Source organism: Metasolibacillus sp. FSL K6-0083, assembly GCF_038630865.1.
In the GTDB taxonomy this organism is placed as follows: Bacteria; Bacillota; Bacilli; order Bacillales_A; family Planococcaceae; genus Metasolibacillus; species Metasolibacillus fluoroglycofenilyticus.
The window spans coordinates 3,334,028-3,347,500 of sequence record NZ_CP152046.1 but is presented as its reverse complement, the minus strand read 5'-3'; the positions used below and the strand labels follow the sequence as shown (position 1 = coordinate 3,347,500).

The following is a 13,473-nucleotide window of genomic DNA, read 5'->3' as shown; positions in this document are numbered from 1 at the left end:
GCAATAAACTTTTCACCCTTATGCTCTACAGTAATCTTTACTTTCCCTAAAGCTTCTTGTCCGCGAGATACACTGTTAATATTATACTCAACAAGCTTGACATCAATATTTGTAATGCTTGCAATTGCAGAATAAAGTGCATCAATAGGACCAGAACCAACAGCGCTTGACTTAAACACTTTATCACCTTTCCGTATTTTCACACTAGCTGAAGGAAAGCTTGTGTTGCTAATAACTTGTAAGTCATCGAAGCTGAAAAATTGCTCGCTATAATGTGTTGCATTTATATGATTTGCATCGTGTTTTTCATAATATTCTTCCACAATTACATATAAATCATGGTCATATACTTCTTTTTTAGCATCTGCTAGCTTTAAAAAACCTTCAAAAACACCTTCAAATTCATTTGTCGAAAGACTGGAGAATCCTAATTTTTCGAGTGCATTTTTTACAGCATGTCGACCAGAGCGTGCTGTTAATACCAATTCCATATCCTCTAGCCCAACATCCTCAGGGTGAACAATTTCATAGGCATCGCGCGATTTTAATAAGCCATCCTGATGAATACCTGATGAATGGGCGAAAGCATTCTCTCCTGTAATCGCCTTATTTACTTGAACATCCAATCCCATAAAGCTCGATACAAGACGAGATGTGTTCATAATTTCTTTGGTCTGAATATTTGTATGCACATCATATACATCGCCCCGTGTTTTAATCGCCATTACGACTTCTTCCAAAGCTGCATTCCCTGCACGTTCACCGATGCCGTTTATCGTACATTCTACTTTATCTGCCCCGTTTTTAATTGCCGCCAAAGTATTTGCCGTTGCCATACCTAAATCATTATGACAATGCACGGATAATAACACTGAATCATCTGTATTTTTCATCCGATAGGCAAGTTTGCCAATCATTTCTCCCCATTGCTCTGGCTCAGCATAGCCTACTGTATCAGGTACATTAATCATTGTCGCGCCAGCCTTCATAACGGCCTCGATTGTTTTCCATAAATATTCAAAATCTGAGCGTGAGGCATCTTCTGTTGAATATTGTACTTGTGGTAGTAACATTTTTGCATACTTAACAGCATCAATACCAATTTGTAATATTTGATCCTTTGATTTGCTAAACTTTTTCTCAACATGAATATCTGAAGTACCAAGCACCATATGAATCATTGGATTTTCTGCATATTTCACCGCGTTATAAACCGAGTCTATATCTGCTTTAACAGCACGTGCTAATGCTGTAATCATAATATCACTTGTATTTCCCACCTTTTCAGCAACCGCCTTAACAGCATCAAAATCTCCTTGGGAAGATGCTGGGAAACCTGCTTCAATAATATCAACACCTAATTTTTTTAGCTGTTGTGCAATCTCTACTTTTTCAAATAAATTCAATTTTGCCCCCGGTACTTGCTCCCCGTCACGTAATGTCGTGTCAAACACCCAAATTTTTCTGCTCATTTCCAGCACTCCTTCTTCTCATGTATTTTTTGAAAATCAATTACAGCTCGGTTTAATTGCTTTCAGTTTTTTTCGAGCTTACTCGAAAAACCCTTACTGAATCCATTGTTGATAAAGCATTCAGCTCGTTGCAAAAAACATGGCTGAATTAAAACAAAAAAACCCGTCTCTAATTAAATAGAGACGAGTTTATGCTCGCGGTACCACTCTAGTTGGCTTCCCATTCATGAAAAGCCCGCTTCATCAACAGCTAACACTGTTTATCCCAATAACGGAGGAAACCGATTACCCTTACTATTTGTTCAGGGAATAGCTCATGGACGAGTTCAAAATGTGCGTCTACTGATTTTCACCAACCATCAGCTCTCTAAAAGTACACAATCATTTTTACTATTTCCAATCAATGCTTAAAATTTATTGTTAAATAGCATAGTATATGACTGAAAATAATTTGTCAATAATATTTTGAAAATTTTATTTTTTCGGCATTTTTATAGATTTTTTCATATGCTAACTGTGATTTTTAAGGATTTATCTACGTTTTCTTCTAGATAATCTATGAATTCTAATATCAAAACTAATATACTGTCTTTTAAATTTTTTAGGTGTATAGATATGCCCTTTGAAAATTTTGCTAATAACTATGTTTTCTATGCATAGTAAAAGCGCCCAAGCACTTCTGCTGGGCGCTCTGCTTTATAATGCTTTTTGACCTTGGCTTTGAACACAGTTTGGGCAAGTGCCGTACACTTCCAAACGATGTGAATTCACTGTAAAACCTGTTACATGTGAAGCAAAATGCTCCACTTCGTTTAAGCCTGGGTAATGGAAATCCACAATTTTACCACAAGTTTCACAAATCATATGATAGTGGTCGCCTGTTGCAAAATCAAATCGACTTGCTGCATCTCCATAAGTAAGTTCCTTTACAAGACCTACTTCTCGAAATACGCGCAAATTATTATAAACTGTTGCGACACTCATATTGGGAAACCTATCTTCAAGCGCTTTATATATATCATCTGCCGTCGGGTGATTCATTGACTGAATTAAATACTCTAAAATCGCATGACGTTGTGGAGTAATCCTTACACCAGTAGCCTTTAACGTGTCTAGCGCATTGTTTAAATGCATTTTAGACATCGCCATGCACCTCTTTTCATACATAATTATTAATTTATAATTGTTACAATTAGTGTATCGAATACAACTACACTCTGTCAACAATTGCTTCCCCTAATTAAGTAGAAGTTCATTCAAAAAAGCGAATATTCACATAATATCTCAGCAAAAGCTTCTACAAATTATTCCAAAATTTTCTCGTTAGCTTGAGAAAATTGAAGTAGGCACTATTAAATTAATAAAGAAAAAAGAGGCAGTCTTAAGAATTATAACGCAAAAAAATATTTATTCTCATTTAAAAATATTATATTCTCAATTAGGCTTAATAACCACGTAATAAATCGATTTTATTTTCTAAATTACGCTCACCCTGTAGCCATTTTTTTAAGCTTGGCTCAAAAATTTCAAGAGCCCGTTCTACATAGCGGGATGAGTGACTCGAGAAATGTGGCGAAATCGTTGCATTATCCAGCTTCCATAGTTCGCTGTCCTTTGGCAATGGCTCCACTTCAAATACATCTAAAACGGCATGCCCTATTAGCTTATTTTGAAGAGCGCGTACTAGCTCCGCCTCTTTTACTACATTGCCACGACCAAAATTCATAAAAATTGCATTTTCCTTCATCAACTCAAAATGCTCGTATGTTAATAAATGCTTCGTTTCCTCTGTGCTTGGTAGCATCGAAATAACAATATCCGCCTTTGGCAAATGCGCTTTCAAGTCAAGAATTGCGTATGTTTCATCCATTGATTCAATTGATTTCCCACTGCGATTACAGCCAATTGTGTGCACACCAAAAGCCTGTAAAATGCGCCCGATTTCTGCACCGATTGCCCCAGGGCCGATGATAAGCGCAGTAGAGCCATTTAGCTCTGATAGACTTGTTTTTTTATTCCATTCTCCTTTTTTCTGCTGCTCATAAATAAATGGCAGTCCGCGTTTTAACGCTAAAATATGCGCTAACACGGATTCGGTCATTGGTTTCTTATGAATTCCTCGTACATTTGAAACAAAGATTCCTCGTTCAGCAATTGCTTGTGCAGGCATTTTTTCTACACCAGCAGACGCCACAAAAATCCATTGTAATTTATTTGCTAGTGCAATATTTGCCGCCGTTAAATCCTCTCCATATGTCACAACAATATCCGCCTCTGCCAGCTGTTCCTCACGCAGCTTCGCATCAAACACAAAGTTTACCTCTGGGAATTCAGCTACTAGCGGCTTTTGTAAATCCTCTCTCGGTTCAAACGTAAAATAAACATGCATTACACATTACTCCCTTCACGTAAAAAAGTTAAAACATCCTCAATATGATTTTTAACACGCACTTTGCGCCATTCCTTTACTACCACTCCGTTTTCATCGATTAAAAAAGTGGAGCGCTCTATCCCCATAAATTCACGTCCGTACATTTTTTTCAACACCCATACCCCATATGCTTCTGCAACAGAATGGTCACTATCGACTAATAATGAAAACGGTAAATTATATTTCTCAATAAATTTCGTATGCTTTTTAGCATCATCTGCACTAATTCCTAATATGATTGCATTTAACTCTGAAAAATCTTTGTAGGCATCACGAAAATCACATGCTTCTGTCGTACAGCCTGGTGTCATATCTTTAGGGTAAAAATATAGCACAACATTCTTGCCTAAAAAATCGTTTAAGTGCACAGGCTGCCCCTGTTCATTTTCTAGTGAAAATTGTGGTGCCTGCTTATGTAACAATGTCATCTTTATCCGCTCCTTTTCAGTATATTTGCGCCTTGATTAACTTTGCTCAGAAATTTCATATGCCCAATGTTAACCTTTACTCATTTTCTATCGTACCGAACTATGTCCATCCTTTCAAATTCTTTGGCATGAAATGAAAATTCGGTCTACAATAGAAGTGAATCAAACTATTTGGAGGAACAAAAAATGAGATACGCAAAATCAGAAGCTTTACATGAGGAAGCATTACAACATATCGTGGGTGGCGTTAACAGTCCATCACGTTCTTATAAAGCGGTGGGTGGTGGAGCACCTGTCGCGATGGCATACGGAAAAGGAGCCTATTTTTATGACATAGATGGCAATCGTTATATCGATTATTTAGCAGCATACGGACCTATCGTTACAGGACATGGACATCCACATATTGCAAAAGCAATTGCCCATGCAGCAGAAACAGGCGTGCTTTTCGGTACAGCGACAGAGCACGAAGTAAAGTTTGCGAAAATGCTGAAAGAAGCAATTCCAACATTAGACAAAGTTCGTTTTAACAATTCTGGTACAGAGGCAGTGATGACAACAGTTCGTATTGCTCGTGCCTATACAGGGCGTACAAAAATGATTAAATTTGCAGGCTGTTACCACGGTCATTTTGACCAAGTATTGGTTGCTGCTGGTTCCGGCCCGGCAACATTAGGCTCACCTGACTCAGCAGGGGTTCCCGAAAGTGTTGCGACAGAAGTAATTACAGTTCCATTCAATGACCCGGAGGCATTTAAGCAGGCAATGGTACGGTGGGGTGAGCAAGTAGCTGGTATTTTAATTGAGCCAATCGTTGGTAATTTTGGTATCGTGGAACCAAAGCCTGGATTTTTAGAGCTCGTTCATGAAATAGCACAACAATATGGTGCATTAACTATTCATGATGAAATTATTACTGCATTCCGCTTCCATTATGGCGCAGCACATACGATGCTTGGTCTAACACCAGATTTAGTGGCGCTCGGAAAAGTAATTGGTGGCGGTTTACCAATAGGTGCTTACGGTGGCAAAAAAGAAATTATGGATACAGTTGCGCCATTAGGACCTGCCTACCAAGCAGGAACAATGGCTGGGAACCCAGCATCAATGCAAGCAGGCATCGCATGTTTAGAAGTACTAAGACAGCCTGCTATTTACGATAAGATGGACCAGCTAGGGGCTATTTTAGAAAAAGGCATTTTAGAAGCAGCTAAAAAGCATCATGTAACAATTACAGTGAATCGTCTAAAGGGTGCATTAACTATTTACTTTACAAGCGAAAAAGTAGAAAATTATGAACAAGCAGAAATGTCTGATGGTGAAACTTTCGGTCGCTTCTTCAAGCTTATGCTTTCACAAGGCATCAACTTGGCTCCTTCAAAATATGAGGCATGGTTCCTAACTACTGAGCATACAGAAGAAGATATTATTGAAACAATCGCTGCAGTTGATTATGCTTTTTCACAACTATAAATAGGTAAACCGGGGTGTCCGAAAAGTGGTTTAACGTGCCACTTTTCAAATGTTGTTTTATTGAAATGTATCTCATTCAGAAAAACTCTCTAATGTTGAAAACACTCAATTCAACGCCTTTGTATGGACATGAAAGTGAATATGTAAAACCATATTTTCTGTAATCACAGAGTGGGTTTTGACTTTCTGGATAGCCCTGCTTTACTAAAAGAAAAGGGGATCGCTATTATGAAATTCGGTGCTCGAATTTTAAAAACTGGTGTCGCTATTGTTTTCGCGCTGTTTTTAGCTGAATTATTTAATTTGCCATCGCCCGTATTCGCTGGGATTGCTGCTATTTTTGCGATTCAACCATCTATTTACCGCTCTTATTTAACTATTTTAGAGCAGGTACAGGGCAATTTAATTGGCGCTATTGTTGCTGTAGTATTCGGGCTGTTGTTCGGTCATCACTTAGTTGCTATCGGAATCGCAGCAATATTAGTTATCGGGATTACGATGAAGCTAAAGTTAGAAAAATCATTAACACTTGCACTTGTTACAGTTGTAGCTATTATGGAATTTCAGGGGGATGACTTTTTAACCTTCGCACTTATCCGATTTACTACAGTAATGGTTGGTGTTTTTGCAGCATTTATCGTAAATTTAGTTTTCTTACCACCGCGCTACGAAATAAAACTATTTAAAAACATTAATTCTATGCAAGATGATATTATTCGCTGGAGCCGTCTCGCTGTGCGTCAAGCAAGCGAGCATACATCTACAAAAATCGCATTAACAAAATTAAAATCGCGTCTATCGCAAATCGATGTATTGTATGAACTTTATAAAGAGGAACGTAGATATTTAAAAAACCAAAAATATGTCAAGGCACGGAAGCTTGTTGTTTATCGCCAAATGATTACGGCATCTAAAAAAAGCCTAGAATTATTACAACGTCTGCATAAACATGAAAATGAACTATCAAATTTACCTGATGCCCTGCTAATTATTATTCAAGAGCGTGTTGATTTGTTATTAACGTATCACGAGCAGTTATTGTTAAAATTTACTGGTAAATTGCGCGCAGACCATTCTACATGGGTGCGGCAGGAGGAGCATTTACAGCGTACAGAGGTTATGGATTTATTTATTAAACAAATTACGATAGCAAAGGAGTCTGAGAGTGAAGAGGAATTTTCAAGCTACCACCTCCTTTACATTTTATCGCGCATTTTAGATTACGAAGAAAACTTAGAGCATCTTGATAAATTAATTATGTCTTATCGAAACTATCACAGCAAAGAAGCAAATATTGATTTAGAGACAGAGTTTTATTAGAAGGGCGTTTCCCAAGCTGTACAGTTACTGACTTGGGAACGCTCGTGATGGCGTTTATTTAAAGAGTTCATTCTTGGAAAATAGCGCTAAGCCCCCTGTTTTTCATATTTTCAAAGCAAATACAAACAAAAGCGTTCAAAATGCCGGCAACTGCCCGGCTGTTTTGAACGCTCGCTATCTAATTCTTCATCTTCGGGTCTAGGGCATCTCGCAAGCCATCTCCCATTAAATTAAAGCCAATAACAGTAAGCATAATTGCTAAACCAGGGAAGACCATTGCCCACGGTGCATTCAACAGAAAAATACGTGCATCTGCAAGCATTTTGCCCCATTCAGGTTGCGGTGCTTCAGCGCCTAGCCCTAAAAAACCTAATGCTGCCGCTTCGATAATTGCTGTTGCAATAGCTAACGTTCCTTGGACAATAACAGGGGTCATCGAGTTCGGCAAAATATGCCGCCATAAAATACGTGAATTTTTCATTCCAATCGCCTTAGCTGCGTGGATATATTCCTCCTCTTTAATGGATAGCACGCGTGATCGAATTAAACGACCAAAATTCGGTACATTAATAATCGCAATAGCAATTAAAGCATTGCGCAAAGATGGCCCTAAAATCGATACAACTGCAATTGCTAATAAAATACTAGGAAATGCTAGCATAATATCGAAAAGGCGCGAAATAATTGTATCCACCCATCTTCCATAATAGCCCGCAATAATCCCTAAAAAACTCCCCACTGTTGCTGATATAACTACAGCAAAAAAACCAACAGTTAAAGAAATGCGTGCACCATGTAAAATACGTGAAAAAATATCCCGCCCTAAATCGTCTGTACCAAACCAATGCTCAGCCGATGGGGCCAATAAACGTTGTGATAAATTTTGATCATTAATCCCTTGCGGTGCAATGAATGGACCCAAAATTGCTAGAAGGACGAAAAATATGACGATAGCTGTTCCAATTAGCGCCGATTTACTTTTACGAAAACTGCGCCATGCCTCTTTCCAAGGTCCAGCTACCTTATCTTGTTGTACCATAGTAACATTGCTTTTCGATGCAATTTCAGACATATTTTCCCCTCCTCCTAGTTGTATTTAATCCTTGAATCAATCACTGTATACAAAATATCAACGATTAAATTAATCATGATAAATAAAAATGCTACGATTAAAATCCCTGACTGGATAACAGGATAATCACGGTAGCCAATCGCCTCGTAAATATAGCGTCCTATACCCGGCCAACTAAAAATGGTTTCTGTCAAAATTGCCCCACCTAATAGCATCCCTGTTTGGAGTCCGACAATCGTCAACACTGGAATTAGTGCATTTTTCAATGCATGTTTATAAATAACAACAAACATTTTTTGTCCTTTTGCACGTGCAGTTCGCACAAAATCTGAGCGCATTACTTCTAACATTGAAGCTCTCGTCATACGTGCAATAATAGCAGTCGGAATTGTCGCCAGTGCGGCACCAGGTAAAATTAAATGTTTTAACGATACGACAAATTGATCAAAGCGACCTTGCAACAACGTATCAATTAAGTATAAATGCGTAATTGCCGATACAGGATCGCGTACTTCCTCTCGCCCGGATGTTGGTAGCCATCCCAAATTAATACTAAAAATCCATTGTTCCATTAAACCTAGCCAGAAAATGGGCATAGATACGCCAATTAGCGCTACAACCATCGCAATATAATCGAACCATGAATTTTGAAACCATGCGGAAATAATCCCTGCATTCATTCCGACAATAACAGCAATAATCATTGCAAAAATAGCAAGCTCAAATGTCGCCGCTAAATAGGGCCATACTTCCGATACAATCTCCTGTCTAGTTCTTAATGATTCACCTAAATCACCTGTTAAAATACCTTTTAAATAATCAAAGTATTGTATGTACCAAGGATTATTTAAACCTAGTTTCTCACGCAATGCTGCAATTGCTTCAGCCGTTGCCTGCTGTCCTAAAATTACTTGGGCTGGGTCACCAGGAATCGCTCGAATAATTAAAAATACAATAAACGTCATTCCAAGAAGAACCGGAATTAAATGCAATAAGCGTTTGCCAATGTAGTGAAGCATGATTCTTCACCCCTCTATAAAATCTTGTTGTCTATATACAGTTGTCCGAAAAGCAGACTGGTGTGCCACTTTTCAGACATCAAGTTGTAATTGCATTAAAACATTCACCATTTAGAAAAATGAATACACCCTTTGAAAAGTTAACACTGAATAATTTACTTTTAATTTTAACTTCAATTGCTTAAAAGTAATTTCAACTTTTTCACAATTTTTCTGCAAGGTTGATAGTATTTCGTTTTCATGCAGATGCATCTAGAAAATCGGGGCGTCTGAAAATTCCATTTTATTTTGACACCGCATTAAAATAAAGGTTTTCATCACTCCACTTTACTGGAGACAAACACTGTTAAAGCCAGTGTTCATCTCAATTTAAAAGAGGCGTTCTCTATTTATAGGAGTCAAGATTTTATAAAACATCATCGCTACTGACCAAAATGCCGGCTATGCACGGCTTTTTGGTCAGCCCCCCTATCTCACTACTCAATTGATACATTTAATAATTTGTCAGAGCCTGTTGGATGCGGTAAGAAGCCTTTTACTTCTGCTTTCGCAGCAAGTAATGGCGTCGAGTGCGCTAACGGAACCCAAGGTGCTTCATCATGAATAATTTCCTGTGCTTTTTTGTATAGCTCAATACGCACATCTTCATCTGTTTCAGATTGTGCTTGAATTAATAATTTATGTGTTTCTGCATTTTTGAAGTATGAATAGTTGTTGCTACCGATATTGTCTTCATCTAGTAATGTATAAATGAAGTTATCAGCATCCCCATTATCACCAGTCCATCCCAACATAAATGCATCTGCTTCCCCATCTTTTGCTTTATCTAAATACGTAGCCCATTCATATGTGACGATTTTCGCTGGCATACCGATATCCGCAAGATTTTTTTGGATAACTTCAGCTACTTTTGCACCATCAGGCATGTATGGACGTGGTACAGGCATCGCCCATAGTTCAATCGGTGTTCCATCATAGCCTGCTTCAGCTAATAATGCTTTCGCTTTTTCTGGGTCATATGGATATCCTTCAATATCGTCGTTATAGCCACTAATTGAAGGTGGCATTGGATTTTTCGCCACTTGTGCACGCCCTTCAAAGAACGCATCGACAATACCTTGCTTATCAATCGCATAGTTTACTGCTTGACGTACTAATTTATTATCAAAAGGCTTACGTGTGCTTGTTAATCCTAAGTAACCAATATTCATAGATGGTCGCTCAATTAATTGTAAGTTTGCATTCGATTCAATATTTGCACCATCTGATGGATTAATACCATCTGCTAAATCGATTTCATTTGCTGTTAAAGCATTCAAGCGCGCTGAATTATCTGGAATTGAACGGAAAATAACTTTATCAAGCTTCGGTAGCCCGTCTTGCCAGTAATCTGCAAATTTTTCAATTGTAATAGAATCATTGCGCTTCCATTCTACAAACTTAAATGGACCTGTTCCTACTGGGTCATCGCCAAATTTATCGCCCGACGCCTCAAATGCAGTTGGTGAGGCGATACCAAATGGACTCATCGCAAGATTTTTCAAGAATGGCGCTTGTGGACGTGATAGTGTGAATACAACTGTATAATCGCCCTCCGCCTTTACATCTGTAATAATATCTTGCCCCTCTGCTTTAAACATCGAGTTGAAATAGTAGAAATCTTCCTCTGTTCCACCTTTCCAGCGATTAACATTTTTCACGACTGCTTCTGCATTGAAATCTGTCCCATCGTGGAATTTAACACCTTGCTGTAACTCAAATGTGTATGTTAAACCATCATCACTAATATCCCACTTCGTTGCTAAACCCGGGTGAATTGTCGTATCTTGCTCACCAAAGTTTAACAATGTTTCAAAAAGATTTTGTGTTACTTTAAATGATTCACCATCTGTTACGATTGCTGGATCTAAAGAAACAGAATCTCCCCCGCGACCAAATACTAAAATTTGAGGCTTCGATGAAGTTTCTTCATTGCCATCATCTGTGTTATCCGCATTATCTGTATTGTCAGTATTTGATGACGAGCTATTGTCTCCATCTGTTTTGTCAGCACCGCAAGCTACTAAAAAGATAGAAAGTACTAATAACAATAAACCAAGTAGCCAAAAATTCTTTTTCAAATGAACCCCTCCTAAATTTTTTATATCTATTATCATCGTTATCTATCATTTATATAAATGACAGGCAACAGAATGACCAGATTTAACTTGCTTAAATTGTGGAATTTCTTGCTTACAAATATCCATTGCCATAGGACAGCGTGTATGGAAAGCACAGCCCGTCGGTGGATTAGACGGACTCGGGATGTCCCCTGTTAAAATAACCTGCTCACGCTCATAGCTAGGATCTGGTATCGGCACAGCGGAGAGCAATGCTTGTGAATAAGGATGTAGCGGCTCCGCATATAAATCTTCACTATTTGCTAGCTCCACCATTCTGCCAAGATACATTACTCCCACACGATCACTAATATGGCGGACAACACCTAAATCATGTGCAATAAAAATATATGTTAGTTTTAAATCTTCTTGCAGCTTTTGCATTAAATTTAATACTTGTGCCTGAATTGATACATCGAGTGCCGATACTGGCTCATCTGCAATGATGAGTTTCGGATTTGTCATTAGTGCTCTGGCAATACCAATACGCTGGCGCTGCCCTCCACTGAATTGATGCGGGTAGCGTTTCGCATGGTATGCGCTTAAGCCTACTACTTCTAAGTATTCGATTACTTTACGCCTACGTTCTTCTGCATTTCCGATACCATGAACAATTAAAGGCTCTTCTAAAATTTTCTCTATCGTATGACGTGGATTTAGCGAAGCGTATGGGTCTTGAAATACCATTTGAATATCGCGCCTAGCCTTTCGCATCTCCTCACCTGAAAGGGAGGTTAACTCCACCCCATCAAAAGTGACTTTACCACCTGTCGGCTCATGCAGCCGCATAATCACGCGCCCTGTTGTCGACTTTCCACATCCTGATTCTCCCACAATCCCTAATGTTTCACCTTCGTATACTTCAAATGATATGTCATCAACTGCTTTCACATCTCCAACTTTTCGTGCTAACATACCTGCACGAATCGGAAAATATTTCGTTAAATTCTCAACTTTCAATAATACGTTCGTCATTGACATGTCCCCCCACCTCTGGCTGAAGCACTGCTTCATGCTCTGAATCTAGTAAAAAGCAGCGCGCTGTATGCGCTTTCTTTTTACTATAAAGTTCTGGATTTTCGACACTACAACGTGGGAAGGCGTAGGCGCAGCGCGGTGCAAAACGACAGCCTTGTTCAATAGAGCCAGGTTTTGGCACATTGCCAGGAATGGAATACAATGCATCCTTTTTATAGCGCATATCTGGCACTGACTGAATTAGCCCTTTCGTATATGGGTGCTGTGGATTATTAAAAATTTCTTGAACAGGTGCTTGCTCTACAATTTGTCCTGCGTACATGACAATAACGCGTTCACATGTTTCTGCCACAACTCCTAAATCATGCGTAATTAATAAAACAGCCGTTTGCAATCTTCTATTCAAATCTCTCATGAGCTTTAAAATTTGCGCTTGAATTGTTACATCTAAAGCTGTTGTAGGCTCATCCGCTATCAATACCTTTGGGTCACAAACAAGCGCCATAGCAATCATAACCCTTTGACGCATCCCCCCAGATAGCTGATGCGGATATGAGCTTAGCAGCTCTTCTGCACGTGGTAAGCCAACTAACTTCAGCATTTCTATCGCTCTATCTTTAACTTGTTTTTTCGTCCATTTTTTATTATGAATACGTATCGCTTCAATCATTTGATTGCCAATTGTAAATAACGGATTTAGCGATGTCATAGGCTCCTGAAATATCATTGCAACATCTCTTCCTCTAATTTTTCGCATTTCTTTTTCAGAAAGTGTCGCTAAATTTTTACCATCAAGTAAAATTTCACCGTTTGTAATTTTCCCCGGCGGGCTTGGCACTAACCCCATAATCGATAATGAGGTAACACTTTTACCACAGCCTGATTCCCCCACTATAGCTAGAATTTCACCTTCCTCTACAGAAAAGCTAATGTAATCGACGGCGGCAATCCTTCCATCGTCTGTAAAGAAACTCGTCTCTAAATCTTTCACCTCAAGAATTTGCTTTCGGCTCATCTAGCTGCCCCCTTATTCATAAAATACATAAAATAGTATGTAAACCATCTATTTTGAAAACTTAATTAAATTATTCATTTTTTCGAATAGTTAGTTATTTCATAAT

The 13,473-nt window shown here is 38.6% G+C and carries 11 protein-coding genes and 1 other annotated feature (1 of these 12 running past the window's edge); of the genes, 2 read left to right on the top strand and 9 right to left on the bottom strand.

What is annotated here, in order from left to right:
* The 4 genes from MHB51_RS15590 to bcp form a co-directional block, all read right to left on the bottom strand.
* On the bottom strand, window positions 1-1,472 hold the 5' portion of the coding sequence (locus MHB51_RS15590; RefSeq protein ID WP_342558538.1) for a 2-isopropylmalate synthase. It extends 100 nt beyond the left edge of the window; only the first 1,472 of its 1,572 coding nucleotides appear in the window; the start codon lies at window positions 1,470-1,472; its stop codon lies beyond the left edge, outside the window.
* A 176-nt stretch (window positions 1,473-1,648) separates the two neighbouring features.
* Window positions 1,649-1,885: a binding site (T-box leader), on the bottom strand.
* Window positions 1,886-2,168: 283 nt separating this feature from the next.
* The gene (gene perR, locus MHB51_RS15585; protein ID WP_201261968.1) at window positions 2,169-2,615 is read right to left on the bottom strand and encodes a peroxide-responsive transcriptional repressor PerR; all 447 of its coding nucleotides are present in this window, start codon (window positions 2,613-2,615) and stop codon (window positions 2,169-2,171) included.
* Between the two features lie 301 nt (window positions 2,616-2,916).
* Complete coding sequence (locus tag MHB51_RS15580; protein WP_342558537.1) at window positions 2,917-3,861, bottom strand: D-2-hydroxyacid dehydrogenase; 945 nt, start codon at window positions 3,859-3,861, stop codon at window positions 2,917-2,919.
* Window positions 3,861-4,331: a thioredoxin-dependent thiol peroxidase gene (gene bcp, locus MHB51_RS15575; RefSeq protein ID WP_066164926.1), complete on the bottom strand. Its 471-nt coding sequence runs from the start codon at window positions 4,329-4,331 to the stop codon at window positions 3,861-3,863. Before bcp ends, MHB51_RS15580 begins: the two co-directional genes overlap by 1 nt.
* A gap of 186 nt (window positions 4,332-4,517) precedes the next feature.
* Between bcp and MHB51_RS15570 the strand changes: the two genes are divergently transcribed.
* Window positions 4,518-5,804: a glutamate-1-semialdehyde 2,1-aminomutase gene (locus MHB51_RS15570; protein ID WP_342558536.1), complete on the top strand. Its 1,287-nt coding sequence runs from the start codon at window positions 4,518-4,520 to the stop codon at window positions 5,802-5,804.
* 228 nt (window positions 5,805-6,032) lie between these two features.
* Window positions 6,033-7,124, top strand: a complete 1,092-nt coding sequence (locus MHB51_RS15565) for an aromatic acid exporter family protein (protein ID WP_066164921.1) — start codon at window positions 6,033-6,035, stop codon at window positions 7,122-7,124.
* A gap of 178 nt (window positions 7,125-7,302) precedes the next feature.
* Here MHB51_RS15565 and nikC read toward each other — a convergent pair whose 3' ends face one another.
* The 5 genes from nikC to MHB51_RS15540 all read right to left on the bottom strand — a co-directional run bounded on the left by nikC (window position 7,303) and on the right by MHB51_RS15540 (window position 13,367).
* The gene (nikC, locus tag MHB51_RS15560; protein WP_066164919.1) at window positions 7,303-8,196 is read right to left on the bottom strand and encodes a nickel transporter permease; all 894 of its coding nucleotides are present in this window, start codon (window positions 8,194-8,196) and stop codon (window positions 7,303-7,305) included.
* A gap of 14 nt (window positions 8,197-8,210) precedes the next feature.
* A complete protein-coding gene (locus MHB51_RS15555; RefSeq protein ID WP_066164916.1) occupies window positions 8,211-9,215 on the bottom strand; it encodes an ABC transporter permease in 1,005 nt (334 codons plus the stop codon).
* Window positions 9,216-9,691: 476 nt separating this feature from the next.
* Window positions 9,692-11,335, bottom strand: a complete 1,644-nt coding sequence (locus MHB51_RS15550) for an ABC transporter substrate-binding protein (RefSeq protein WP_342558535.1) — start codon at window positions 11,333-11,335, stop codon at window positions 9,692-9,694.
* Window positions 11,336-11,380: 45 nt separating this feature from the next.
* Window positions 11,381-12,349, bottom strand: coding sequence for a dipeptide ABC transporter ATP-binding protein (locus MHB51_RS15545; RefSeq protein WP_066164910.1), 969 nt, complete (start codon window positions 12,347-12,349; stop codon window positions 11,381-11,383).
* Complete coding sequence (locus MHB51_RS15540; RefSeq protein WP_107943668.1) at window positions 12,324-13,367, bottom strand: ABC transporter ATP-binding protein; 1,044 nt, start codon at window positions 13,365-13,367, stop codon at window positions 12,324-12,326. Before MHB51_RS15540 ends, MHB51_RS15545 begins: the two co-directional genes overlap by 26 nt.
* Between the last annotated feature and the right edge of the window lie 106 nt (window positions 13,368-13,473).